The sequence below is a fragment of the Ideonella flava genome, from assembly GCF_051857595.1.
Classification (GTDB): domain Bacteria; phylum Pseudomonadota; class Gammaproteobacteria; order Burkholderiales; family Burkholderiaceae_C; genus Ideonella.
In genome coordinates this window covers 49418-75769 of record NZ_JBPZHD010000016.1, presented here as the reverse complement: position 1 = coordinate 75769, position 26352 = coordinate 49418, and the positions used below count along the sequence as shown (strand labels likewise).

The 26352-nt window shown below is 69.8% G+C and carries 20 protein-coding genes; 13 read left to right on the top strand and 7 right to left on the bottom strand.

The annotated features are described in order from the left end of the window. Nucleotides 1-4: 4 nt before the first annotated feature. From ACS5PM_RS29100 to ACS5PM_RS29075, 6 genes are all read left to right on the top strand, one after another. Complete coding sequence (locus ACS5PM_RS29100; RefSeq protein ID WP_439391467.1) at nt 5-2890, top strand: serine/threonine-protein kinase; 2886 nt, start codon at nt 5-7, stop codon at nt 2888-2890. A gap of 268 nt (nt 2891-3158) precedes the next feature. Continuing rightward, nucleotides 3159-5126 (top strand): serine hydrolase, encoded by a 1968-nt coding sequence (locus ACS5PM_RS29095; protein WP_439391466.1) that lies wholly within the window; start codon nt 3159-3161, stop codon nt 5124-5126. Between the two features lie 121 nt (nt 5127-5247). Next, nucleotides 5248-5697, top strand: coding sequence for a universal stress protein (locus ACS5PM_RS29090; RefSeq protein ID WP_439391464.1), 450 nt, complete (start codon nt 5248-5250; stop codon nt 5695-5697). Nucleotides 5698-5807: 110 nt separating this feature from the next. After that, entirely contained in the window at nt 5808-6602 is a 795-nt protein-coding gene (locus tag ACS5PM_RS29085; RefSeq protein WP_439391462.1) for a ParA family protein, read from the top strand. 63 nt (nt 6603-6665) lie between these two features. After that, nucleotides 6666-7514 carry an alpha/beta fold hydrolase gene (locus ACS5PM_RS29080; RefSeq protein WP_439391460.1) on the top strand — a complete coding sequence of 283 codons (849 nt, stop codon included), beginning with the start codon at nt 6666-6668 and terminating at the stop codon, nt 7512-7514. A 111-nt stretch (nt 7515-7625) separates the two neighbouring features. Then, entirely contained in the window at nt 7626-8042 is a 417-nt protein-coding gene (locus tag ACS5PM_RS29075; protein ID WP_439391458.1) for a GlcG/HbpS family heme-binding protein, read from the top strand. Nucleotides 8043-8090: 48 nt separating this feature from the next. Here ACS5PM_RS29075 and ACS5PM_RS29070 read toward each other — a convergent pair whose 3' ends face one another. The 4 genes from ACS5PM_RS29070 to ACS5PM_RS29055 form a co-directional block, all read right to left on the bottom strand. After that, a complete protein-coding gene (locus tag ACS5PM_RS29070; protein WP_439391456.1) occupies nt 8091-10364 on the bottom strand; it encodes a putative bifunctional diguanylate cyclase/phosphodiesterase in 2274 nt (757 codons plus the stop codon). Between the two features lie 183 nt (nt 10365-10547). Beyond that, nucleotides 10548-11501 carry a tRNA-dihydrouridine synthase gene (locus tag ACS5PM_RS29065; RefSeq protein WP_439391454.1) on the bottom strand — a complete coding sequence of 318 codons (954 nt, stop codon included), beginning with the start codon at nt 11499-11501 and terminating at the stop codon, nt 10548-10550. A 126-nt stretch (nt 11502-11627) separates the two neighbouring features. Continuing rightward, complete coding sequence (locus tag ACS5PM_RS29060) at nt 11628-11861, bottom strand: hypothetical protein (protein WP_439391453.1); 234 nt, start codon at nt 11859-11861, stop codon at nt 11628-11630. A 127-nt stretch (nt 11862-11988) separates the two neighbouring features. Further along, nucleotides 11989-12894: a DUF808 domain-containing protein gene (locus ACS5PM_RS29055; RefSeq protein ID WP_439391452.1), complete on the bottom strand. Its 906-nt coding sequence runs from the start codon at nt 12892-12894 to the stop codon at nt 11989-11991. 124 nt (nt 12895-13018) lie between these two features. On the opposite strand from ACS5PM_RS29055, the gene ACS5PM_RS29050 reads away from it, so the two are divergent. From ACS5PM_RS29050 to ACS5PM_RS29030, 5 genes are all read left to right on the top strand, one after another. Further along, nucleotides 13019-15079, top strand: coding sequence for a S9 family peptidase (locus ACS5PM_RS29050; protein ID WP_439391451.1), 2061 nt, complete (start codon nt 13019-13021; stop codon nt 15077-15079). A 118-nt stretch (nt 15080-15197) separates the two neighbouring features. Beyond that, nucleotides 15198-16094, top strand: coding sequence for a hypothetical protein (locus ACS5PM_RS29045; protein WP_439391450.1), 897 nt, complete (start codon nt 15198-15200; stop codon nt 16092-16094). Further along, complete coding sequence (locus ACS5PM_RS29040; RefSeq protein ID WP_439391448.1) at nt 16091-17284, top strand: hypothetical protein; 1194 nt, start codon at nt 16091-16093, stop codon at nt 17282-17284. Before ACS5PM_RS29045 ends, ACS5PM_RS29040 begins: the two co-directional genes overlap by 4 nt. Before the next feature lie 67 nt (nt 17285-17351). Further along, on the top strand, nt 17352-17816 hold the full coding sequence (locus ACS5PM_RS29035; RefSeq protein ID WP_439391447.1) for a YybH family protein: 465 nt from the start codon (nt 17352-17354) through the stop codon (nt 17814-17816). A 31-nt stretch (nt 17817-17847) separates the two neighbouring features. After that, nucleotides 17848-18396, top strand: coding sequence for a peroxiredoxin (locus ACS5PM_RS29030; RefSeq protein WP_439391445.1), 549 nt, complete (start codon nt 17848-17850; stop codon nt 18394-18396). Nucleotides 18397-18402: 6 nt separating this feature from the next. Here ACS5PM_RS29030 and rsgA read toward each other — a convergent pair whose 3' ends face one another. Beyond that, nucleotides 18403-19479 carry a ribosome small subunit-dependent GTPase A gene (gene rsgA, locus ACS5PM_RS29025; protein WP_439391443.1) on the bottom strand — a complete coding sequence of 359 codons (1077 nt, stop codon included), beginning with the start codon at nt 19477-19479 and terminating at the stop codon, nt 18403-18405. A gap of 342 nt (nt 19480-19821) precedes the next feature. Between rsgA and ACS5PM_RS29020 the strand changes: the two genes are divergently transcribed. After that, the gene (locus ACS5PM_RS29020; protein ID WP_439391442.1) at nt 19822-20055 is read left to right on the top strand and encodes an RNA-binding S4 domain-containing protein; all 234 of its coding nucleotides are present in this window, start codon (nt 19822-19824) and stop codon (nt 20053-20055) included. Here the strand turns inward: ACS5PM_RS29020 and ACS5PM_RS29015 are convergent. Then, a complete protein-coding gene (locus ACS5PM_RS29015; protein ID WP_439391440.1) occupies nt 20021-22243 on the bottom strand; it encodes a TonB-dependent receptor plug domain-containing protein in 2223 nt (740 codons plus the stop codon). The genes ACS5PM_RS29020 and ACS5PM_RS29015 overlap by 35 nt on opposite strands. A gap of 436 nt (nt 22244-22679) precedes the next feature. Between ACS5PM_RS29015 and ACS5PM_RS29010 the strand changes: the two genes are divergently transcribed. Then, nucleotides 22680-24263 carry a DEAD/DEAH box helicase gene (locus tag ACS5PM_RS29010; protein ID WP_439391439.1) on the top strand — a complete coding sequence of 528 codons (1584 nt, stop codon included), beginning with the start codon at nt 22680-22682 and terminating at the stop codon, nt 24261-24263. Here ACS5PM_RS29010 and ACS5PM_RS29005 read toward each other — a convergent pair. After that, nucleotides 24179-26248, bottom strand: coding sequence for a M3 family metallopeptidase (locus ACS5PM_RS29005; protein ID WP_439391438.1), 2070 nt, complete (start codon nt 26246-26248; stop codon nt 24179-24181). The two genes, ACS5PM_RS29010 and ACS5PM_RS29005, sit on opposite strands and share 85 nt — an antisense overlap. Between the last annotated feature and the right edge of the window lie 104 nt (nt 26249-26352).

Below are 26352 nucleotides of genomic sequence, written 5' to 3'. Positions count from 1 at the left end.
GCCCATGACCTTGGCCCGCGCCGAGCTGGCCCGCCTGTCCGAGTTGCTGGACGAGGCTCTCGACCTGCCCTTCGAGCAGCGCGCGGCCTGGCTGGCCGAGCTCGACCCGGTCGATGCCACCCTGCGCCCGCGCTTGCAGGCCCTGCTCGAAGAAGACGAGCGCGAGGCCAGCGGCGACGACCCCCTTGAACCCGGCCTGCTCGGCGTGCTGGACGCACTGCCGCAGCTGGCTGGCCAGGCGGCCGAGGCGCGAATCGCCGATGCCGAGCCCGGCATGCGCCAGGTCGGGCCCTATTGCCTGCTGCGGCAACTCGGCCAGGGCGGCATGGGCACGGTCTGGCTGGCCGAGCGCGTGGATGGCACCCTGCAACGCGCCGTGGCGTTGAAGCTGCCACACAGCGCCGTCCTGCACGATCCGGCGCTGGCCCACCGCTTCGAGCGCGAGCGCGACATCCTCGCCACCCTGGAGCACCCGCACATCGCCCGGCTCTACGACGCCGGCATCACCGAGGACGGCCAGCCCTGGCTCGCCCTCGAGTACGTCGAAGGCCAGCCGATCACCGCCTACTGCGATTCGCGCCAGCTGCCCCTGCGCGCCCGGGTCGACCTGTTCCTGCAGGTGCTGGAGGCGATCCAGTACGCCCACGCGCGGCTGGTGGTGCACCGGGATCTCAAGCCATCGAACATCTTCGTCACCCTGGACGGCCAGGTGCGCCTGCTCGACTTCGGCATCGCCACCCTGCTGGACGAAGGCGATCCGACGGCGGCCCCGGCCCGCACCGAGGGGGCCCATGCCCCGTTGACGCCGGACTACGCCTCGCCCGAGCAGATCGCCCACCAGCCGATAGGCACGGCGTCCGACGTCTATTCGCTCGGTGTCGTCTTCTTCGAGCTGTGCACCGGCCAGCGACCGTACCGGCTGCCGCGGGACACCCGCGGCGCGCTGGAGGACGCGATCCTCGGCACCCAGCCGACCAAGCCTTCGCGCATGACGACCTCCGAGAGCGCCGCCGCCCAGCGCGCCTCGCGGCCGGCCGTCCTTCGCCGCCAGTTGCGCGGCGACCTGGACAACATCGCGCTGATGGCGCTGCGCAAGAGCCCGGCCGAGCGCTACCCCTCTGCCGAGGCCTTCAAGCAGGACCTGAAGCGCTGGCTGCGCAACCGGCCGGTGCATGCTCATCCCGGCAGCTGGACCTACCGCAGCGCCAAGTTCGTGCAGCGGCACAAGCTCCCGGTGGCCGGCATGGCGCTGGCGACCGGCGGCCTGCTGGTCGGCCTGGCCGTTGCCCTCGACCAGGCCGCCGTCGCCCGCCGCGAGAGTGCTCGCACGCGAGCCGTGCAGGACTTCCTCGTCGGCCTGTTCAATGAGGCGGACCCGGCCCGGGCCCAGGGCCGCGAGCTCACCGTCAGAGACCTGATGGCTCGCGGCGAGCGCGACCTGCAGGACAAGCTCACCAATGAGCCCGACATGCATGCGGCGCTCAGCGGCGTGCTGGTCGACCTGTATCTCAAGCTCGGGGACGGCAAGCGCGCCCTGCCCCTGGCCGAGGCCCGCAGCGAGGCGATGGCCCGAAGCCACGGCCAGGAAAGCCTCGAGCACGCCCGCGCCTTGCTGACCCAGGCCGAAGTCCAGAAGTCGCTCGGCCAGCACGAGGCCTCGCTGGCCACCCTGGCCCGGGCCCGGCCCATCCTGCAGGCGCTGGGCCGCGACGGCGCCGACGATCGCATGACCTTGCGATTGTCCGAAGCGGACAACCTGCTCGACCTCACCCGCTACGCCGAGGGCCGCCAGGCCCTGCAGGCCGAGCTGCCGGAGCTCGTCGCGCGTCGCGGGAAGGACAGCTTCGAAGTGGCGTTGACGCGCGTGCGCATCGCCACTTCGCTGGCCAGCGAGGGCCGTCACGAGGAGGCCCGGGCCGCGTTGAAGGAACTCGAGCCGCTGCTCGAGAAGGACTGGCGCACCGAAGGCATGGGTGGGGCGACGCTGCGGGCCGACGTGGGCTACACCCAGTGGCAGATGCGGCTGTTCCCCGAGGCCATCCGCTCCCTGGAGCGCGCCGTGGCCGAGCTGGATCGCCTGGCCGGCCCCCACAACACCTCGTCGGTCCAGGCCAGCCGCACGCTGGGCATGGCCTACCTCGACAGCGGCCGCTACCGCCGCGCCGACGAGGTGTTCGCGCAGAACGTCGAGCGCTCGCGCCATGTCTACGGCGCCGAGGACAGCGAGACCGCGCTGAACCTGTCGTTCGAGGTGATGGCGCTCAACCGCATCGGCCGCGCGCCGGATGCCGAAGCCGCCGCGCGCGAGTCGGTCCGCATTGCGCAGAAGCCGAACTCGACCCTGTCGGCGTCCGTGAGGCGGGGCTTCGTTCGCCGGCTGGGCTCGGCCCTGCTGATGAACGGCAAGCCTGAAGAGGCGCTGCGCTGGCTCGACGACGTGATAGCGCAGGAGGCCGCCGCCGGCCAGCTGGACACCCGGCACGCCGCATCTTTGATGCTTCGCGCAGCCGCCCTGACCGCGTCGGGCCATCCCCGGGAAGGCGCCGAAGCCGCCCAGGCCTCGGCCCGGATCTGGCGGGAAGCCGGTGCCTCCTTCGGCGCCATGGGCCAGATCGGCATCGCCCGAGCCCAGTTGAACGAAGCCATTGCCTGGCTCGCCGCCGGCGAACCCGACCGGGCCGGGCCGCTCGTGACCGGCGCCGAACGCCTGCTGCAGGAGCACCACGCCGGGCCCCATCCGGAGCAGCCCCTCGCGGCCCTCATCCGCGCGCAATGGCTGCGCGCCGTCGGCCGGGCCGGCGAGGCGGACGCCGTCGAGCGCGAGGCCCGCGTGCGCTACCGCGAGCTCGCGGGAGCCGAGGCACCGCGGCCGGTCGCAGCGGTCCTCTGAATTCTCTCGTCAGCTTTCCGACACGCCGCACAGGCGGTGAATGGCCTTGAAGGTGCCGTCCGGCACGAGCCACGCGATGAGGCCCAGCCCATCACCGCGTTCGAGGCCGGCCTCCCCCATCGGGGGGGCCTAGACGTAGGGGGAAGGCGCTGTCCGGTCCAGGCGAACGGGTGCGAATTGCTAGGTAGGGCGGCACGACAACGTGGCCCCTTCAACCGAATTCCTTGCCCCTGACTGTTCCAACCCAAGAGACCTGGAGATACTTTTCATGAAGACCCGATTCACTGCCCCGTCCCGTCCCAAGCTGATGCTGGCCGCCATCGCCGCCGCCGCCGGGATGCTGGCGCAAGGCCATGCGCATGCCGACGAGATGGACCTCGCCGCCGACGGCCAGCAGCAGGAGATGATGGGCGTCGAGGCACTCGATGCCAACGCCACGACCGACGACCATTCGGTCAACGTCCCGACCGGCTGGTGGACCTACACCAACGTCACCGCCGCCCAGATCGGCACCTACCTCAACCAGAACGGCGCCCGCCTCACCGACCTCGAGGTCTACTCGGTCAGCAACGGCGAGCCGCGCTTCTCCGTTCGCATGGTCCCCAACAGCGGTGCCTACGCGGTGCCGGGCTGGTGGTGGTACTACGGCCTGACGGCTGCGCAAGTGAGCTCCTACGTCAACGCCAACAACGGCCGCCTGATCGAGGTCGAGCCCTATGACGCCGGCGGCGGCCAGATCCGCTTCGCGGTGGTGATGGTGTCGAACACCGGCTCCGCGGCCCGTGCGTGGACCTACCTGATGGGCGTGAGCTCGTCGCAGATCAGCACGCACATCGCCAACACCGGCCATCGCATGATCGACATCGACAGCTACACCGAAGGTGGCGTCAAGAAATACACCGCGGCCTTCGTGGCCAACACCGGCACCGACGCCAAGACCTGGCAGTGGTGGCTGAACCAGTCGCCGGCCTCCATCGCCAGCAAGCTGAGCTCGTTCCAGGGCCGCATCGTCAAGCTCGAGCGCCAGGCCGATGGCAGCTACAACTTCGTGATGGTCAAGAACACCGGCGCCGATGCCTCGGCCTGGTGGTACCAGTACGGCTTCGCCTCGATGGCCGACCTGAACAACTACGGCCTGCAGGTGGCCTCCCGCCCGGTGGACATCACCACCTACCTCGACGGCAACGGCGCCCGCCGCTACGACGCGGTGTTCATCGACAACGCCAACGCCTCGACGCGCCGCATGCGTGACCTGCTGGGCAAGACTTTCCTGGACGCCAACGGCAACCCGACCAAGGGCATCTTCGAGTCGTACCTCAAGCAGGTGAGCGGCCCCGTCAAGGTGGACCTGAACGGCGGCCGCCGCGCCGAGACCGCGAGCTCGCTGAAGTCGCTGCACCTGCTGCATTCGATGAAGCAGGTCGAGGCCGGCAACGACACGCTGAACTCCGCCTTCGTCTACTACCAGTACGACGTGAACGCCGGCAAGGACGCCTGTCCGGATCCGGCCAAGGAAGTCGCGGCCAACCAGATGAACAACTACAACTTCGAGACCGGCCTGGACCAGATGATGTCGATCTCCGACAACCGCACGACCCGCGGCACCGTGCTGCGCTACGGCGGCACCTTCACGCCCTTCAACACCACCGCCGCGGCCTCCGGCCTGACGGGCACGACGCTGCGCCACAACATCGGTTGCGCCTACTGGAACCTGCAGACCCAGAAGTACGACCCGACGAACCGCCGCAACGACACCACCGCCGCCGACCTGGCCCACATTTACGAAGGGGTGTGGAACAACACGCTGCTGACCAACACGAACAACGCCCGCAGCGAGTTCCTGGAATCGGCCAACCCGGCCGTCGGCGCGAGCGCCGCGCTGCAGGCCATCATCAACGACGAGGCCGCCAAGCAGGGCAAGTCGGCGATCGCGGCGCAGTTCGGCTCGCTGGTGCGCACCTGGGGCAAGGGCGGCAGCTATGGCACCTGCCTGCCTGACGCCAACGGCGGCTGCGGCACCAAGGTGATCATCCGCTCCGGCACCGGCCTGATCCGCCTGCCGATCTACACCTCGGGCCGGCAGACCTACCGCGACTACTCCTTCGGTCGCCTCATCTCCGACACGCCGGTGAGCTGCTGGGGCTGCTCGGACGACACCGCCTACACCAACGCCTACAGCACCGCCGCGAACGAGCTGTACCGCGACGAGGTCCGGGAGGCGCTGAAGACCTGGTGATCGACGGCTGCTTTCCTCGCTTGCTCCGACTGGCGCCCGGCAACCCCGGGCGCCTTTTTTCGCTTGAAGCCTGCCGGCCGCAGGCCTACGATCGGATTCCCCTCATGCTCAGGAGTGCGCCATGTTCAAGCACATCCTTTTGCCGACCGACGGCTCCCGCTTCTCCGAACGGGCCGTCTTCCAGGGCATAGAGCTGGCTCGCCAGCACGGGGCGCGGGTGACCGCCATCCATGCGATGCCGGAGTTCCACCTGCTGAGCTACCGCGCCGCGGCGATCGACGAGACGCACGACCACTTCGCGAAGGATGCGCAGGTGCATGCCCAGCGCCACCTCGACTTCGTGCGCCGCACTGCCGAGGAGGCCAAGGTCGAATGCGCCACGGTCGCCGAGCTCAACGACCACCCGCACGACGCCATCTGCAAGACGGCGCGGCGGCTGAACTGCGACCTGATCGTGATGGCCTCGCACGGCCGCCGCGGCCTCGCCAGCCTGTTGCTCGGCAGCGAGACGCAGCGCGTGCTGGCGCACAGCGACATCCCTGTGCTGGTCTGGCGGTCGACCGAGGACTGAGGCTCCGAGCCTTTTTGACGCAGCGCAGCGTCGCTCGGGCCGGCGCCCGGGCCAAACCGGATGCTGCAGTGCACAATCGGGCATCGCTTCATCGTGCCCGGGAGTTGCGCATGCGTCGTGTCGTTTTCAACCAGAAGGGCGGCGTCGGCAAGTCGACGATCACCTGCAACCTCGCCGCGATCGGCGCCAGCGAAGGCCGGCGCACGCTGGTGGTCGATCTCGACCCCCAGGGCAACTCGACGCGCTACCTGCTGGGCGCCGGCGCCGACGAGCTCCAGGCCGGCGCGGCCGATTTCTTCGACCAGACGCTGAAGTTCAGCGTCCGCCCCCGCACCACCGACGACTACATCGTCGAGACCCCTTTCGAAGGCCTGGACCTGCTGCCCTCTCAGCCCGAGCTGGAAGAGCTGCACGGCAAGCTCGAGTCGCGCTACAAGATCTACAAGCTGCGCGACGCGCTGGCTGCGCTGGACGGCCGCTATGACGACATCTGGATCGACACGCCACCCGCGCTGAACTTCTACACCCGCTCCGCCCTGATTGCGGCCGAAGGCTGCCTCATACCGTTCGACTGCGACGACTTCTCGCGCCGTGCCCTGTACGCCCTGCTCGAGAACGTGCAGGAGATCCAGTCCGACCACAACCCGGCTCTCCAGGTCGACGGCATCGTGGTGAACCAGTTCCAGGCGCGCGCCAACCTGCCCCAGCGCACGGTGCAGGAGCTGATCGACGAGGGCCTGCCGGTGCTCCAGCCGTACCTCGGCGCCAGCGTGAAGGTCAAGGAATCGCACGAACGCGCCCTGCCGATGATCCACATGGATGCCCGCCACCCGCTGACCCAGGCCTTCGTCGCCCTGCACGGCACCTTGAGCAGCGCCCCGGCGGGCCGCAAGCGCCGGGGCTGATCCCCCAGGCGGCTATGCTGCCGGCCGGCACCGCCGTCGTGCCGTTTCGAGGAGGTGTCTTCCATGCGCATCGAGATTGCTCCGGACGTTCGCCTGTTCGTCGATGTCGACGGCTTCGGCCTCGTCCCCGACGGTCCCGTGATGCGCGAAAAGCCTACCCTGCTGCTGCTGCACGGCGGTCCGGGCTTCGACCACACCGGATTCAAGCCGGCCTTCTCGCAGCTGGCCGACATCGTGCAGGTCATCACCTACGACCACCGCGCCCACGGCCGCAGCGACCCCAGGCCCGCCGCCGAATGGAAGCTGGACACCTGGGCCGACGACGTGGTGCGGCTGTGCGACGCGCTCGGCATCGTCAAGCCCATCGTGCTCGGGCAATCTTTCGGCGGCTTCGTGGCCCAGCGCTACCTGGCCCGACATCCGGGCCACCCCGCCAAGGTGATCCTGTCCTCGACCTCTGCGGGCTTCAACCTGGAGCGCAAGCTGCCGGTGTTCGAGCGCCTGGGCGGCCCTTCGGCAAGGGCGCTGGCCGAGACCTTCTGGCGCGAGCCCACCGAGGCGAACACCGAGGCCTACCTGCGCGAAGTCCATCCGCTGTACAACACCCGCCCGCCGGCCACCCCCGACGGGCGCCTGCGGGCCCTTTACCGGTTGGACATCCTGCGCCACTTCATCGTCCACGAGATGCAGGGCATGGATCTGCTGCCGGGGCTGGCGGCAGCGCGCTGCCCGGTGCTGGTGATGGCAGGGGCGCAGGATCCGGTCTGCCCGCCGGCCGACAGCCAGGACATCTTCGCGGCGCTGCCCGCCGGCCGGGCCGAGCTGCAGGTCTATCCCGGCTGCGGCCATGGCGCCTGGCGGGACGATCCCGAGGCGGCCTTCGCCGCCCTGCGGCGCTTCATCCTCGCCTGAAGGCGCTGCCGTGAAGATTGTTTTCAGCTCCGCACCCGGCCTGCCTCGCCACGCCACCGGCGTTGGCGATACTCCGGGACTTCCCCCACTTCCTCCGACTCAAGCACTGTCATGCACCAGAAGCCCTGCCTCGACCACGTCGACGTCGTCAAGATCCTCGAAGCCGCGCGCGCCCTGGCCTGGACCCACCACTGGGCAGTCTCCATTGCCGTCGTGGACGACGGCGGCCACCTGCTCGGCCTGTACCGGCTCGACGGCGCGCCGACCATGAGCGCGGAAATGGCCACCGCCAAGGCCCGCACGTCGGCGCTGGGCCGGCGCGAATCGCGCATGTACGAGGAGATGATCAACCAGGGGCGCACGGCATTCCTCAGCGCGCCGGGGCTCGAGGGGCTGCTGGAAGGCGGCGTGCCCATCATGGACGGCGGCTTCCTGATCGGGGCCGTCGGCGTCAGCGGCGTGAAGTCGGCCGAGGATGCCCAGGTGGCCCGTGCCGGCGTGGCCGCCGTCGTCGGCCCGGGGGGCTGACGTCTCCCGGCTGGGGCGCCCGGTCGAGGCGCCCCGGGCTCCCCGCCTCTAGCTCCCCGCCTCTACAGGCTGCCGATGGCGCAGCCATGCCATGGCCTCGGCAGGCGGCAGTGGCCGGCTGAAGTGGTAACCCTGCAGCTCGTCGCAACCCGCTGCCGAAGCGGCCTCGGCATGGGCCTGGCTCTCCACGCCCTCGGCCACGACGCCCAGCTTGAGGGCCCTCGCCAGCTGGCACACCGCCCGCACCACCGCCACCGCATCCGGGGCCGGCAGCGGATCGATCAGCAGGCGGTCGATCTTCACCGTGTGCAGCGGCAGGCTGCGCAGGATGTTCAAAGAGGACACGCCGGCGCCGAAGTCGTCCAGCGCCACCTTGAGGTCCAGGGCGCCGAACTCGGCGATGCGCTCTCGCGCGGTGTCCAGTTGGGTGGCCGCGGCGGTCTCGGTGATCTCTATCGTCAGCGACCAGGCCGGCACGCGGTGCCAGGCCATGGCACGGGCGATGACCGAGGCGAAGTCCGGATCCAGCAACTGCAGCGGCGAAACGTTCACGGCCACCGGCACCACCGGCTCGCCCTCGGCCAGCCAGGCCGCGATCTGGGCGCAGGCCTTGTCCAGGATCACCGAGCCGAGTGCCCCGATCATCCCGGTGCGTTCCGCCGCCGGGATGAAATCGGCCGGGCTGACCAGGCCGACGCCCGGCCGCTGCCACCGCACCAGGGCCTCGAAGCCCGTCACCCGGCCGTCCAGGGCCGCCACCTTGGGCTGGTAGACCAGGACGAACTCCTCGTTGTGCAGGCCTGCCCGAAGGGCTTGCTCGGCCTGCAGCGACGCGCCAGAGCCTCGCTCGAAGCCCTCGTGTGCCATGCGCACCGAAAGTCCGGGTAGCCGCTTGGCCTCGTGCATCGCCGCCTGGGCGGCACGCAGCAGGCCCTCCGGCGCCTGCCCTGACGCCGGGTGCAGCGCCATGCCTATCGACATGTCGACGTAGAACCTGTGCTCGGCCAGCTCCAGCGGCTGGCTCAGTCGCTCGCGCACCTGCCCTGCGAGCGCCCACGCGGCCACGCCGGCATCCGCATGGCCGGCCGAAAGAGGCAGCAGCAGGGCGAATTCGTCCTCGCCCAGCCGCATGACCTCTGCCGGTGGCGGCGCTGCGCCCCGCAACGCCAGCGCGAGCGACTGCAGCACCTGGTCGCCCACCGACGGGCCGTGCGCCTCGTTGAAGAGCTTGAAGCGGTCCATGTCCATCAGCAGCAGGACGAAAGGGCAGCGTTCGCCGCAGAGCGTGCCCAGCCGGCCCAGCAGCGCACTGCGATTCGGCAAACCGGTCAGCGCATCGTGGGTAGCCTGGTAGAGCAAGGCCTGCGTGGCGTCCTGGTGCTCGGTGTCGTCGATGACCATCACCTGTTCGGCGGGCTGGCCGTCCCAGTCGATGCGCCAGGAGGCAAAGCGCAGGAACATGCGCCGCCCGTCGTGGCGCTCGCGCTGGCCCTCCCACATCGACTGTTCTATCCGTCCCGACAGCGTGGCCCGGTGGCGCTCCAGCGCACGCTGGCGGTCGACCTCGGCCAGCAGGCGGCTGCGCCACGGGAGGGGAAAGCTGCGCCCGGGCGGCAGATCGTAGATGCGGTGCGCCGCCGGGTTGGCGTAGGGCACTCTTTCGCCCTGGATCACGATGACGCCGAACGGCGACTTGTCGATCATCCGCAGGTACTGGTCGCGCATGGCCTGCGCCGACTGGCTGCTGCGGCGCAGCGCCGCGTACAGCAAGGCCAGGCCAAGCCCGACGCGCATCACCAGGCCTATGCGGGCCTGCGCCTCGGCTCCGCCTTCCGGCAGCAGGATGAAGGTGAACTGGTTGATGCCCAGCAGGACGAGCAGCGCTGCGCTGAGGCGTTCGGCAGTGGGCAATTGCCACAGCCACCGGGCGGCCAGGAGGCCGACGGCGAGGTTCAGGACGGCAGTGACCACGTGCGCCGCCTGCAGGCTCCACGGGACCAGCACCCCATAGGCGGACAGCAGGGCCAGCAGGAAGACGGCTTGCTGCCGGCGGCTGATCGTTCGCCCGGCCAATCCGGCCGCGCCGACCGACAGCAGCAGCAGGCAGCCCGCCGCCGCCAACGCCAGCAACGTGCCCGGCATCAGCCGCCACCAGCCGGACGTGGCGTGCCACCACACATAACCTGCAGGCGTGACGGACTGCATCAGCGTGGCCGCGCCGAGCGCGCGCAGGAAGGCCTGCTCGCGGTGGCGGCGCCAGGCCACGATCAGGGCCAGCCCGACGATGACATTGACCAGCGAATTGGTGAGCAGCGGGTACACGGTTGACTCGGGACCAGGCCCATGGGCCCGTCGGGTGGGCCGTCGCAGCCGGACTATCGGCCGGGCAGGCGATAAATCAAGGACATCCTCCGCAGATCCGCCGGGCAGGCGTCGATGGAGCACGCCGCCCTGGGGCCTTCCCGGATGCCCTGCCTGCCGGTCTCCGCCAGGCGAACAGGATTGCTAGCGCGCCTCGAACAGCGCCTCGCGCATGGCCACCGGATCGTTCAACGTCCGCCAACGTTGGTAGGCCCCCTCGGCCTCGGGGTAGCGGCGGCGCAGGAAATTGAGCCACTGCTTCAGGCGCCCCGCACGATGGCGCGGCGTGATGTGGAGCTCCAGGCCCAGCCAGAACAGGCGCAGCAGGCCCAGCAGCCCGGGCCAATCCAGCGTGGACGCCTCGGGCCGCGGCCCGCCTGCCGCGGCGCGCAGTGCGAGCGCCAGGCCGGGGTCGGCGACGATGCCGCGGCCCAGCATCAGGTCGGTGCATCCGCTCACCTCGCGGCAGCGCAGCGCGTCCTCGATGGTCCAGATCTCTCCATTGGCCACCAGCGGCACGCTCACCACCGCCCGCAAGTCCGCTATGCGATCCCAATGGGCGGGCGGACGGTAGCCGTCGCGGCGGGTGCGGGCGTGCACGACGATCTCGTCGGCCCCGCCCTGCGCCAGCGCGAGGGCGCAATCCTCGGCCTGGGCCGCGCTCTCGGTGCCCAGGCGCATCTTGGCGGAGACCGGCAGGTGGGCGGGCACCGCGCGGCGGACGGCGGCCATGATGCGATGGAGCAGCTCGGGATCGTCCAGCAGCGAGGCACCGCCGCCATGGCGATTGACGATCTTGGCCGGGCAGCCGAAGTTCAGATCCACGCCGGTCGGCCCCAGCGACGCCAGCCGCGCGGCATTGTCGGCAAGACATGCCGGATCCGAGCCCAGCAGCTGCCCTCGCACCGGCACGCCGGAACGGGTGCAGCCCCCCTGGGCCAACTCGGGAATGATGCGGAAGAAGACGCGTTCGGGCAGCAGCGTGTCCGTCACGCGGATGAACTCGCTGACGCAGCGGTCTATGCCGCCAACGCGCGTCAGGATGTCTCGCAGATGGTGATCGAGAAGGCCCTCCATCGGGGCCAGGAGCAGTCGCATGGCGACAGGATAGTCTGCCCCCTTGCCCCTTCCGCGGCGGCGTCCGGGAGCCCGCGCCGCCGGACCGTCACAGGCGGTCCGCGCACGCCCAGGAAGCGGGCCTCCTGCGGAACGCCCGGCGGGGACTCAGTGCGTGTTGTAGGAGAGAGTGACCGCGGGTTGGGCGAACTCGAAGCCGATCACGGCCCGGGCGTAGAGGTAGTTTTCGCGAGCCCGTTCGCTCAGGGCATCGAGGTCGACGTGACCTTGCGCATCGCAGGGAAACTCCATCGCTCGTCCCTGGTTGAACAGCGACTGGAAGCGAAGGGAGTAGCACTGTCGCGCTGACGACGGCTGTGCGGCTTCAAGACAGATTTCCATTTCAATCTCCATCCTCGGCCCACCGGGCAATCCCACCCTGTGTATGGCCTTAACTCTAGGCAGCGGGTGGGCGGTTGACAGCGGGTGGATTTCGATCCGCACTGTCGGTGGCTGGCGTGAAGCCTTGTCAGCGTTTATCCGACAAGCGGCGGCGCCATGCGCCTGCCATCTTCATCACCGCGACCAGCAACGCTCCGGCCAGGAGGCCGACCGCGCCGTCTAGCGCCCATCCCAGCAGCGGGGCCTGCGAAGCCAACGCTGCGGTTTGATGCAGTACTGGCAATCCGTGGGCCAGGATGCTGCCGCCGACGAGGAACATGGCCGCCGTCCCGAGCACTGCCAGCGTGCGCATCAGCCAAGGTGCGGACACCAGCAGCAGCGCTCCGAGGCCTCGCGAGGCCGCTCCGGCGCGCCGGCTCAGGTACAGCCCGGCATCGTCGAGCTTGACGATCGCGGCCACCAGGCCATAGACGCCCAGCGTCATCACCACCGCCACCAGCGCCAGCACGCCCGCCTGGGTGGTGAGCGTCGCGCCGGCGACGCTGCCCAGCGTGATGGCGATGATCTCGGCGGAGAGCACGAAATCGGTGCGCACCGCGCCCTTGATCTTGTCCTTCTCGAAGGCCACCAGCTGTTCACTGCCTGCCACCAGGGCCTCGGTCAGCTCGGCGTGCTCCTGGTCGTCCTCTGCGCTGCCGTGCAACAGGCGATGGATCAGCTTCTCGGCGCCCTCGAAGCACAGGTAAGCCCCGCCGATCATCAGCAAGGGCGTGATCAGCCAGGGCGCCAGGGCACTGATCACCAGCGCCGCGGGCACCAGGATGGCTTTGTTGAGCAAGGAACCCTTGGCCACGGCCCAGACCACGGGCAGCTCGCGCTCGGCCCGCACGCCGGACACCTGCTGGGCATTCAGCGCCAGGTCGTCGCCCAGCACGCCAGCCGTCTTGCGCGCGGCGACCTTGGTCAGCACCGCCACGTCGTCGAGCACGGTGGCGATGTCGTCGAGAAGCGCAAGCAGGCTGGCAGCGGCCATGAAGGGGACAGGCGTGGTGAGCGGGAAAGCGCGGGATGTTAGGCCGAAGCAGGCGCTGGCTATAGTCGACCAGCCTCGTCACCCATGCGACGGCAGATCCCCCAAGCAAGCCACGAGCCCACCGATGACGAAACCGATCTGCGATCCGAATCGAACTCCACGCCGCCTGCGGGCCGCCCGGCGGCAACTGGCGGCCGGCGTGGTCGCCCTGGCGCTGTCCGCCTGTGCCTCGGCGCCCTCCTCCAGCCCCTCCGGGGACGAAACCGTCGCTCCGAACGCCAACCTGCACGTCGAGGGCATCCCGCCGGTGCACAAGGCGCTGGTGAAGGCCGTCGACCGCTACACCGACTTCCGCGGCCACGTCTTCGTCGACTGGCACCCCGCGCGAAGGGAGATGCTGATTGCTCACCGTGCCGCCGGCGAGAGCACGCCGCAGCTCTTTCGCGTCGGCTCGCCGCTGGCGGAGCCCGAGAAGCTGACCGACTCGGCGGACCCCGTGACCAGCGGGCAGTACGAGCCCCGCGACGGCCGCTACATCGTCTTCGAGCGCGCCACCGGCGGCAACGAGGTGAGCCAGCTCTATCGCATGGACCTGGCGGGCAGGCAGACCCAGCTCCTGACCGACCCGGACCAGCGCCACAACCTCGAGGCCTGGCTGCACGACGAGGCCGGCCAGCCCAGCCGGCTGCTCTACACCTCGCTGCCCATAGACCGCACCGCGGCGGGCGCCACCCGTGCCACGGTTGTCACCACGCTGTCGCTGATCGATCCGATGCAGCCCTCGTCGCGCCGGCAGGTGGCGGAGCTCCCCGGTGGCGGCTGGGCGGCGCAGGCGATCTCCTGGGATAACCGCCAGGTTGCACTGACCAACTACGTCTCGGCCACCGAGTCGCAGGTCTGGCTGCTGGATCTCGCCAGCGGCCAGCGTCGACAGCTGCTGCCCGCGCCGGGGCAGCCCAAGTCCACCCACCTCGCCGCCGGCTTCACCCGTGACAACGCCGGCCTGTTCGTCATCAGCGACCGCGCCGGCGAATTCAACGAACTCGCCCGCCTGGACCTCGCCAGCGGCGCCCTCACCCGCGTCACCTCCCACATCCCCTGGGACGTCGCCGGCGGCAGCCTGTCGGAAGATGGCCGGCTCGCGGCGCTCAACCTCAACGAGGACGGCCAGGGTCGCCTGCACCTGATCGATGCGAAGACGCTCAAGGAGCTGCCCGCACCGGCCATCCCGGCCGGCAACCTGGGCACCATGCGTTTCGACAAGCGGCGCGGCGAGCTGGCGTTCGCGCTCAACAGCTCGGCCGGCCCCAGCCAGATCTACAGCCTCGATCCGGCCAGTGGCAGCGTGCAGCAATGGACCAAGGCCTATGCCCCGCCGGGAGTCGATCCCGCCCGCTTTTCACCTCAGCAACTGGTGCGCTGGAAGAGCTTCGACGGCCGCACCATCTCAGGCCTGCTCACGATGCCGCCGGCCCGCTTCACGGGCAAGCGGCCCGTGCTGGTGAACATCCATGGCGGCCCCGAGGGCCAGGCGCAGTTCGGCTTCCTGAACCGCTACAACTACCTCGTCGAGGAGCTGGGCATCGCGATGATCCAGCCCAACGTGCGTGGCTCGTCGGGCTATGGCAAGACGTTTCTCGAGCTCGACAACGGGCCGAAGCGCGAGGACTCGGTGAAGGACATCGGCGCGCTCCTCGACTGGATAGCCACCCAACCGAACCTGGACGCCAACCGCATCGCGGTCATCGGCGGCAGCTACGGCGGCTACATGAGCCTGGCGGTTTCGGAGCACTACGCCGACCGCATCGCGGGGTCGATCGACGTCGTCGGCATCTCGCACTTCGTCACCTTCCTGAACAACACCGAGAGCTACCGGCGCGACCTGCGGCGCGTGGAGTACGGCGACGAGCGCGATCCGGCGATGCGCGAGATCCTGGAGCGCATTTCGCCCCTGGCCAACGCCTCGAAGATCACCAAGCCGCTGTTCGTGGTGCAGGGTCGCAACGACCCGAGGGTGCCCTGGACGGAGGCCGAGCAGATCGTGCAGAAGGCGCGCGCCAATGGCACCCCCGTGTGGTACCTGCGGGCCGAGAACGAGGGCCACGGCTTCCAGCGCAAGGAGAACGCCGACTACCAGTTCTACGCCACCGTGCTGTTCCTGCAAAACGTCCTCAGGCTGCCCTGAGGATCCCCGATCGGCTGATTTCCGGGATTCCCCGCTTGGTCTGTTGTCCTGCTTGGTCGCACAGTGTGCGGGCACGTTTTCGAACGATCGTGCTATTTCAACCAGGCAGGAGACAGCCATGGCCCAGCGGAACGAACGAAAGGTACGCAAGCTGCTGTCGTGGGCGGCCGTGGCGGCTGTCGGAGTCGCCGCCGTGGCCCACGCGACGAACTACTCGTTGTGGATCAACGGCCGCAATGGCAGCGGCCAGATCGCCAACTACGCCGACTTCAGCTACTGGGGCCCGTCCGGCGTCAACGCGGGGGTCAACAAGAAGTCGGTCAACTGGGACGGCTACCACCACGTCTCGGACCAGAACTACCTGATCCGCAACGCGCTGGACTGCTATTGCACCGGCACCAACTGGTGCTACGTGGCCGTGCACAGCGCGGGCAACCTGCAGATCGGCTACGCCTTGTCGCTGTACGGCGGCACGACGCGCTACATAAAGAACGCGACCCCAGGCGGCGACGGCACCTGCGGCAACAGCGGCGGCACGCAGACGGGCTGGAACATCAAGTGGGTCGACGTGGCCGGCGGCGCGGCGGGCGGCTCGGAGCTGGCCGATGCCGGCGACTGGGCCATCAGCGAGCCGCTGGTGTCCGACCTGAAGACCGCCACCGCTCGCGCCCTGTACGACCACAGCTCCACGCGCGCCACCTGGTTCAACATGTACGCCGGCGCCAACGGCGCGCTGTACTCGTTCGTGCTGCCGGGCCAGGACGACGAGGCCATCGCCTACCACTCGAGCGGCGGCGTCTCCGGCAGCAGCGGAGCCTCGTTCTGCAATCCCAGCGACTGGTTCTGCAACAACCTGACGCTCGGCACTGCCAAGACCGAGAACGGGAAGGCCAAGTGGGGCTACCACTCGGTGGCCTTCCGGGATGACGGCCAGGCTTACAACCACTACACCAACGGCAACTGGGCCGGCATCGTGAGCAAGGTGCGGGCCGACATGGAGACGAACGCGAAGTGAGCGGACGCCGCTGGCTGACGGCCGGCGCGGGAGCGGTGGCGGGCGTGCTGCTCGCCTTCGCGCTGTGGCCGGCAGGGGAACCTGGGCCTGCAGCGGAGCCCGGGCCGGTGGCGGCTTCGCCGCTCGCACCGCCGCCGCTGTCCGCCTCCGCAGCGGATCCCGCCCGCGCGGCCGCGGACGCGAGCGACACCGAGCGCGAGCTCTGGCGCCAGCGCCTGCATCGCGCGAAACGCACGCTCGACAGCTACCGCCAGGCGACGCGCTATCCGCACGAGTCGCGGCCGATCGCCGAGCACCCCGACCAGGTCCGGCCGAACGAGCCCATCGTCGAGGAGCGCCCGCTGCGCGAGCCGGGCGGGCCGGTGGTCGAAGGTTTGACCCTGCGCACCACCCAGCAGCGGGTCTTCGTGCAGGGCAGCGAGAGCGTGCTGTTCACCGTGGCCGCAGTGGATGCCGAGGGCCGCACCCTGCCCCTGGAGGTGCCCCGGGCCATCGTGCACGAGGGCGCGACGGGCGTGGGCGCGTCCCGCGTGGCCCCGATCTCGGTGGCCTTCACCGATGACGGCCGCAATGGCGATGCGAAAGCCGGCGACAACGTGTTGAGCCTGCGGCTGCAGCCCGCCACCACCCAGGGCCTCGGGGACATCGAAGGCGTGATCCGGGTCGAGCTGGCGCTGCAATCCGGTGAGCACTCCGGCTACGCCTACTTCGACATCATCTATTCGCCCGAGGCACCGGCCGCCTGGGCGGGCGCGGTGCGCGAAGCGCTGGAAGGCGGCTCCCTGAACCTGTACCTGCCCGTCCAGGTGATCAAGGCCGGACGCTACGTGGCCAGTGGCCGCATCGACGATGCGAACGGCCGGCCGTTCGCGCTGGTCAGCTTCAACGAGGAACTGGGCACAGGGCCGCAACAGCTGAAGCTGCAGGTCTTCGGCAAGTTGCTGCGCGACGTCCAGCCGGAGTTCCCGCTCGCGTTGCGCGACGTCGACGCCTTCCTGCTCAAGCCGGACGCCTTCCCCGACCGCGCGCTGATGCCGCGCCGCGCCGGCGTGGTCTGGCGCACCCGCAGCTACCCGCTGACCGCGTTCTCCGACGCCGAATGGACGAGCGAGGAGCGCAACCGCTACCTGGCCGAGTACGGCAAGGACGTGCAGGAGGCCGAGGAGCACCTGGCGCAGGTCGGCCCCTGAGGCGGAACCCAGTCACCCGCCCCCGGTCTTGCTGGTACAAACGGGCACTTCGCCCCACAGGTGCCCCATGCCCCCACGCCGCTTCGCCGCGCTTCTTGGAACCGCCCTCGTCCCCTTCGCCGTCGCGGCACAGACCTCCGGCACGGCCGAGTCCGACCCCGTGCGACAGGCCGTCTGGGACACCGAGCGCGCCTTCGCCAAGACCATGGCCGACCGCGACCTGGTCGCGTTCTCGAAGTTCCTGTCCAGCGAGACCGTGTTCCAGGGTGGCAAGGCCCCATTGCGCGGACCCGATGCCGTGGTCGCCGCCTGGAAGAAGTTCTTCGAGGGCCCTCAGCCCCCCTTCTCCTGGGAGCCCGACCAGGTGCTCGTCATGACCAACGGCCAGCTCGCCATGAGCAGCGGCCCGGTAAGAGACCCCTCCGGCAAGCTCGTCGCCCGCTTCAACTCGGTCTGGCGCCAGGAGGCGCCGGGCGTCTGGCGCATCGTGCTGGACATGGGCAACGATGCCTGCGAATGCCCCAAGCCCTGACCGGCGCTTCATCCCACTGCGAGGTCTCTCGATGAACAGCAAGTCCACCCGCTTTGCCACCGCCTTGGCCCTGGCCTTGGCGCTGCCCGCGGCCCACGCCGCCCTGGCCGTCGGCGCCGCGGCCCCCGACTTCAACGCCGATGCCGCCCTGGGCGGCCAGGCCTTCCACTTCGTGCTGGCCGATGCGTTGAAGAAGGGCCCGGTGGTTCTCTACTTCTATCCCAAGGCCTTCACCAGCGGCTGCACCGTCGAGGCCCACCAGTTCGCCGAAGCCACGCCGAAGTTCGCCGCCCTGGGCGCCACGGTGATCGGCATGTCCAACGACGACATCGAGACGCTGAAGAAGTTCTCGGTCGAAGCCTGCCGCAACCAGTTCGCCGTCGCGGCCGATCCGGGCGCCAAGGTGATCAAGCAGTACGACGCCGGCCTGGCCATCAAGCCGGACATGGCCAACCGCATTTCCTACGTGATCAGCCCGCAGGGCAAGGTCCTGCTCACCTACACCAGCATGGATCCGGACGGCCACGTGGGTGCCGCGATGAAGGCCGTGCAGGAGTGGAAGGCCAGCGCCAAGCCCTGAGGCTTCCTATCCCCGCTTGGCCCGGCTGACGGCCTTGGCGAAGCGGCCCCGGGCCTTCCACTCGGCAGCCTGGCGCTGGCGGTCCAGCACCGTCATCTCGTGCCGCTGGGCCTCTCGCTGCAGCTTGTGATAGCTCAGCAGCCGCCCGGCGGGCACGCGCGACCGCACCGCGCATCCCGGCTCGTCCTCGTGATGGCAATCGCGGAAGCGGCACATCGGCGCGAGGCTCGAGATGTCGTCGAAGACCGCATCGAGCTGCGCCTCGTCGGCATCCACCTGCAGGCCGCGCAGGCCCGGCGTGTCGATGATGCAGGCGCCCGAGGCGCAACGGTGCATGGAGCGGGTCGTCGTCGTGTGGCGGCCGTGCTCGTCGCCGCCTCGCACGCCGCCGGTGGCTTGTGCGGCCAGTCCGGTCAGCGTGTTGGTCAGCGTGCTCTTGCCGGCCCCGCTCGAGCCCAGCAGCACCAGCGTCTGGCCCTCGGCAAGCCACGGTGACAGGGCCTGGGCGCTGGCGGCCTCCTGGCCGTTCAGCGCGACCACGTCGACCTGCCCGCTCAGGTGGCGGCGCACGGCTTCGGCACGGGAGGCGCCGCCGTCCATCAGCAGGTCGGCCTTGCTGAGCACCACCACCGGCGCGACGCCGGCCAGACGCACGAGGGCGAGGTAGCGGTCGAGTCGGCGCAGGTTGAAATCCTGCCCGCAACCCATGACGAGCAGCGCGGTGTCGACGTTGCTCACCAGGACCTGGCGAAGGCCGCTGCTGTCGCGGCGCACCAGGTGGTTGACGGGCGGCACGCGCGCGGCCGCCCAGCAGACGTCGCCGAGCGAATCGTCACGGCGCGCGGCCACCCAATCGCCGACGACCAGCGACTCGCCCTGCATCTGCAAGGCGATCCGCAGCGTGGGCCAGACTTGCGCCACGTGCTCGGCCTCGCCATCGTGCAGGCGCAGCCGGTCACGCTGAACTTCGGTGACCCGCATCAGACGGTCAGCGGGTTCGGTCTGGAGGTTGAACATCTGCGCGACGAGGGCCTGGCTGAGGCCGATGCGACGCAGGGCTTGGAAATCGATCGTGTCGAACATGGTGACGGGTGATCCGCAGAAGGCAAACACAGGCCATCGCCGCGCAGCCGGAAAACGGCGCACGCACGCGGCCACCCTGGCAAAGCCAGGGCACGAGGAGGTGTGGGGTGCGGATCGCCCGGCGTCAGGCAGCCGGGAGGCTGGCGCTCAGCGAGCGCGAATCAGCGGAAGGCGCGATGCCGGCGAACCGCAAGGCGGGTGGTGACGACTTCATCCATGGCGCTGCCTCCTTGCGGTTGGTGGGGGGTACGCCGCGGGAGCTGCAGCGCAAGGGGCGCACTGTGCGACCGCTGCCGGCCGCTTGTCAACCCCTCGATGGGCAGGCGCGACAATCGGACCACCATGCCCACCATCGACTTCGAACTGCGCGGCGAATTCATCGCCCTGGACGCTCTTCTCAAGGCCACGGGACTCGCCCCGAGCGGGGGCACGGCGCGTCAGTGCATCGTCGAGGGGCAGGTGCGGGTCGACGGCGAGATCGAGTTGCGCAAGACGGCGAAGATTCGCGCTGGCCAAGCCGTCGTCTTCGGTGACACATCGGTCAGAGTTTCAGCTCCAGCTGCACCCGCCAGTTGACGAAGCTCGGGCCCTGCGTGTCGGCGGTCTCGTCCTCGACCATGCTCACGGTCTCGTTGCCCTGGTGCAGCAGGTTGCTCGCCGTCACGCGCAGTCGCATGCCGGGGTTGATGCTCCACAGCACGTAGGCATCGAGCACGCGCTTGGGCGACTGCACGATCCACTGCGTCTCGGACAGGCGCGTGGTGTAGCCCGGCGTGATGTTGAAGTTGCCGCCCAGGGTCAGCGGCGTGCCGGTCCAGCGGTAGTCGGCCCCGACGTTGGCGGTGCCCTGCGGCTGCTGGTCCAGGCGGTTGTTCGGGCCGGGCACGCTGTCCACCGAGGAGCGGAAAAGGCTGAGGTTGGCCCGCACCTCGACCGCCGGCGCGTCATCCAACCACTCGTTCAATCGGGCGCGCGCCTCGAGCTCCACGCCCTGCGTCGTGGCCTTGCCCACGTTCTGTGGCCGCGCCACCCAGCGTTGATCCTCGAAGCCGGGCACGTCCTGCAGCGTCACCAGCGTGCGCATCAGGTCCGTGATGCGCCGGTGAAAGACGTTGACGCTGAACAGGCCGCCGCCGGGCAGGTATCGCTCCACGGCCACGTCGATGCCGGTCGCCAGCTCAGGCCGCAGGTCGGGATTGCCAGCCCGGTCTGGGCTGCTGGCCAGGTTCTGCCCTTCCGGGAAGCGCGAAGAGATGCTGTAGCGCCCGAGAAGGTTCTGCAGCGAAGGGGAGCGGTAGCTGCGGGTCAGGCTCACGCGCAGCTGGTCGCGGCTCTTCGGGTCAGGCCTCCAGACGGCGTGCAGCAGTGGCGTCCACACGCTCGACACGTTGCGTCGATCGGCCGATGTCGCGGCCGCCTCTCCCTCGGTGGTGATGCCCTCCCAGCGCAGGCCGGCGTGGGCCGCCCACTGAGGCGTCACGTCCCACTCGTCCTGCGCATAGAGCGCGAACCGCTGCGTCGAGGCGGCGAGTTCGTCGCGGCTGTCGTAAACGGCTTGGCCCGTGCCGGAGTCGATCAGCGGGCCGTCCGTGGAGGGATCCAGCAAGGTGCCACGGGCCGATTCCGTGCGCCGGGCGAGATCCATCTCGGCCCCCGTGACCAGGCTGTGGCCATCGGCCAGCGAGAGGCTGTACTTCGCGTTCAGATGGCCGTTGCGCTCGCGCGAGTCGCTGGACTCGCGCAGCGGCGGCAGGGGGCCGTCGTCGTCATCGAATTCGCTGCGCAGCGATCGGCTGCGCGACTGCGATGCCGCCACGCCGCCCCGCCACTCCATGCGGCCCTCGCCCAGCCGTTGGCGCCACATGCCGTTCAACCTGGCCAGCAGGAAACGGCTGTCGTTGTCACTCCGGCTGCTGTCGTAGGCCTGGAGCCCGCTCGGGACGGGAACGCTGAAGTCCGCCACGGAGCGGCTGGAGCCGGTGCCGTCGGAAAACACCAGCATGGGCATCAGCGTCAGCGAATCCCCTTCGCCCAGCGGCCATTGCAGCCGCGCGCTGGCGTTCAACCCTTTCCTGCGATTCGACGAGCGACTGGATTCGACGATGTCATAGTCGTCCGCCTTCGTGGTTGTCAGGCTCTCGTCTTCGCGGCTCCATCGCCAGGCGCCCAGCGTGAAGTTGTAGGACACGTCGCCCAGCTTGTCGTCGCGCGTCCAGGTGATGCTGGGCGCCAGGCTGCCGTTCTCGATCGCCACGGCGGGCTTGAGGTCGTTCAGGCGCTTGCGGAAGCCTTCGCGCGTGATGACGTTGATGGTGCCGGCAATCGCGCGCGCACCCGTCTCTGCCGTGGGGCCGCGCTGGATCTCGATGCGCTCGACCATCTCGGGGTCTATGGAGTCCAGCGACAGCCCGCCCTGCACCCGCTCACCGTCGAGCAGGATCTGGGTGTAGCCGCTGCCCAGGCCGCGCATGCGGATCTGGCCGCCGCGCCCCGGCGCGCCGCCCAGGGTGACGCCCGGCAGGCGCTTGAGCAGATCCCCCAGCGTCGAGTCGCCGAAGCGCTCGATCTCGTCGCGCCCGACGATGATCTTGGCGGCAGTCGACCGGCGGCGCTCCTCGGTGTCGGTCTGGCGTGCGCCTTTGACCTCCACACGCTGCTGATCGGCGGCCGAGGCGGCCGGTGAAGGCGCGGAGGCGGCCTTCTGTGCGAACGCATTCGTCCCCGCCATCAGGCAGGCGACGAGGACGAGGCCGCGGGCGGGCATGGCGAGATGAGGTTCGGCGGACGCTTGTGCGTGGTCCACCCGGGACGCCAGGCGAGGCTTTGACATCGATGGGCAGCAGGGCGCGCAGGATTGTGGGCCAGGGCGCCGTTCCCCAGGCCGCGGCAGCACGGATTTGCCGAACAAATGCCCAGTGCACGGCCCCGTCGCCCTGCAAATGGGCAGTGGACAGGCGCCTAGGGTTTACGATAGAATGCTGGATTGCGCCGGGCAAGAGCTCGGGCGCATGTACGTTCATCCCCTCTGACCTCATCCTGCTGGTTCTGACCGGTTCCGGGCTTTGATGCCGCGGCCGGCGCAGGCGAAGTCCTTGAAGGCCTGCACCGCCTTGAAAGCGGTCGCGGGCTCGGTCGGCGGCGATGTTTTTCTGCCCCACCGCATGCCGAGCCTCCCGGGCCCGGCTACAGGACTTTCATTGATGACTTTCGAATCGCTCGGCCTCGACGAGGCTCTGCTGCGCGCGCTGCAATCCGCCGGCTACGAACAACCGACCGAGGTGCAGGCCCGCGCCATCCCCGCGGCCCTGTCCGGCAAGGACCTGCGCGTGTGCTCCAACACCGGCAGCGGCAAGACTGCGGCCTTCGTGCTGCCCGCGCTGATGCGTGTCCTCGAGGCCCGCAAGGATCCGGCCAACAAGCCGGTGCGCGGCCAGGTGCGCGGCCCGCGCATCCTCGTGCTGGTGCCCACCCGTGAACTCGCCATGCAGGTCTGCAAGGCCGCATCCGACTACGGCCGCCACGTGCAGTGGCTGGCCGTCACCAGCATCGTCGGCGGAGTGCCCTACGGCGCGCAGCTGAACGCGCTGCGCAACCACCTGGACATCCTCGTCGCGACGCCGGGCCGCCTGATCGATCACCTCGGCAGCGGCAAGGCCGTGCTCGACAACGTCGACATGCTGGTGCTGGACGAAGCCGACCGCATGCTGGACATGGGCTTCATCGAGGACATAGAGCACATCGCCCAGGCCCTGCCGGCCAAGCGCCAGACGCTGATGGCCAGCGCCACCTTTGCCGGTGAAGTCGGCCGCCTGGCGCAACGCCTGCAGCGCGACGACGTCGAGCGCATCGAGATCACCGGCCACACCGAGAAGCACGAGAACATCGCGCAGCAGCTGATGTGGGCCGATGACCTCGACCACAAGCACGCCCTGCTCGATGCCCTGCTGACCGAGCGCGACGTGGACCAGGCCGTCGTCTTCACCAGCACCCAGATCGATGCCGACCGCCTGGCCGACCGCCTGCACGAGATGGGCCACAAGGTCGCCTCGCTGCACGGTGGCATGCCGCAGGGCCGGCGCACCCGCGTGCTGCAGGGCCTGCGCTCGCGCCACCTGCGCATCCTGGTGGCCACCGACGTGGCCGCCCGCGGCATCGACGTGCCGACCATCAGCCACGTCATCAACTACGGCCTGCCGCTCAAGGCCGAGGATTACGTGCACCGCATCGGCCGCACCGGCCGCGCGGGCCGCTCGGGCCGCGCCGTCACGCTGGCCGAGCGCCGCGACCTGCCGATGATCCGTCGCATCCAGCACTACACGACCCAGCCCATCCCGGTGGCCACCATGGCCGGCCTGGAGCCGACCCGTCCGGCGCCGGACATGCAGCAGCGCCCGCCCCGTGGTGGCGCTCCGCGCGGCAAGGGCGGCCCCCGCCCGGGCCATGGCGGCCAGGGCTACGGCCGAGTCGGTGACTACTTCGGTGGCAACAACCACCGAGGCGGCCCGCGTCAGGATCATCACGCCGGCGCCGAGCGCCGTGCGCCGGCCGACCGCAGCCCGTTCGAGCACCGCGGCGAACAGCCGCGCTTCGAACAGCGCGCCGAGCACCCGCGCTTCGAGCATCGCGATCGCCCGGGCTTCGTGCGTGCCGATGGCGGCGGCGCCGAGCACCGCGGCGGCCCGCGCGAGTCGCGCCCGGCTCAGCCGAGGTTCGTGCCTTCGAGCAAGCCGCGCTTCGACAACAACGGCTCCAACGCCGGCAAGCGGCCGCGGAAGTCGGTGTAAGCCTGCTGGGGCGGCACCGTGTCGCCCACCGCGTAGATGTGGCGGTGCAGGCGCGCCGCCACCTGCGCATCGAACGGGTCCCCCACCTCTTCGAAGGCGCCGAAGGCATCGGCGTCCAGCACCTCTGCCCACAGGTAGACGTAGTAGCCGCAGGCATAGGCCGAGCCGGCAAAAAGGTGCTGGAAGTGCACCAGCCGGTGCCGCGGGCCTATGGCCGGCGGCATGCCCAGGCGAGCCAGTTCCTCACGCTCGAACGCACTCACGTCGTCCGGCCCTTGCGGGTCGGTACGCGCGTGCAGCGCCAGGTCGACCAGCGCACTGCCCAGGTAGCTGACGGTCTCGTAGCCCTGGCCCCACCTTTGAGCCGCCTGCAGCCGCTCGATCAGCTCGGGCGGGATGGCCTCGCCGGTCTGCCAGTGACGCGCGTGCCGGGCCAGCACCTCGGGCTGGCCGAGCCAGTGCTCGAAGAGCTGCGAAGGCAGCTCCACGAAATCGCGCAGCACCTGCGTGCCGGCCAGCCGGTGGTAGGTGACCTTGGACAGCAGCCCGTGCAAGCCGTGCCCGAACTCGTGGAACAGCGTGCGCGCATCGTCGAAGGACAGCAGCGTCGGCTCGCCGGGCGCCGCCTTCGCGAAGTTGTTGTTGTTGACGATGATGGGCGCGTCCACCCCGCGGTTGGCCGACTGGTAGTTGAAGTCGCTCATCCACGCCCCGGAGCGCTTGCTCTGGCGGGCGAAGTTGTCGTGCAGGAACAGGCCCGCACTGCGGCCTGAAGCGTCGACCATCTCGTAGGCCTTCACGTCCGGGTGGTAGGCCTTGATGCACGGCCGCGCTTCGAAGCGCACGCCGAACAGGCGACCGGCGCAGTCGAACAGCGCCGCCACCATCGCGTCCAGCGACAGGTAGGGCTTGAGCTCGGCCTCGTCGAGGGCGTAGCGCGCCTGCCTCACCTTCTCGGACCAGTAGCGCCAGTCCCAGGGCTGGAGGGAGTCATGCATGCCGTGGCTGCGCATCATGGCGACGAGGGCCTGGTGCTCGCGCTCGGCGGCAGGCAGAGCGCGCGTCCAGACCTCCGTCAGCAACGTGCGTACCGCGCCCTGCTCGCCCGCCATGGTGTCGGCCAGGGCGTAGTCGGCATACGAGGCACAGCCATGGGCCCTTCCCTGCTGGTGGCGCAACTGCAGGATCTCGCGGGCGAGCGCCCGGTTGTCGGTCTTGCCGCCCGACTCGCCGCGGCCCACCCAGGCGCGCCAGGCCTTCTCGCGCAGGTCACGCCGCTCGGAGAAGGTCAGGAAGGGCACGATCAGCGAACGGTTCAGCGTGATCGCATGGCTGCCCTCGGGCAGGCCGCGCTCGATCGCCGCCTGGCGCGCGGCGGCCCGAACGAAGCCCGGCAGCCCAGCCAGCTCCGATTCGCTCGCCAGCGTCATCAGGAAGCTGGATTCATCGGCCAGCACGTTCTGCGCGAAGCGGGTCGTCAAGGTCGCGAGCTGCTGGACGATGGCCGAGTAGCGCGCCTGCTCGTGGGGCGAGAAGCGGGCCCCGGTGCGCACCGCGTCGTCGTGCAGGCGCTCCAGCAGGCGGCGCGCCTCGGGCGCCAGCGCGAGCTCGTCCCGATGCGCGTGCACCGCATCCAGCCTGGCGAAGACCGCCGGGTGCATCTTCGCCGCCGCATCGTGCGCGGCCAGCGGCGCCGCCATCTCGCGCTGCACCGCCTGCAGCGCCGGCGAGGTCTGCGAGGCGGTGAGGTTGCCGAGGACGGCGTCGATCCGATAGAGCAGTGCCCCGGCCCGGTCCAGCGGCTCGACGGTGTTCTCGAAGGTCGGCGGCCCGCTTTGCGAACCTATGGCGTCGAGTTCGGCGCGATGCTGGCGCATCGCCTCTTCCAGCGCCGGCGCGAAATGCTCGGGCCGGATCTGCTCGAAGGGTGGCAGGCCGAAGGGAGCGGTCCAGGGAGCGATCAGGGGGTTGTCGGTGGAGCTCATGCGAGGCAGCGCGGCGAGGCAGTGAGGGGCCGGGCCATGATGCCATCGGGCCGCTCCCGGCCGTCTAGCCGTTCTCCCCAATCGGGACGCGCCTTAATGCTGAC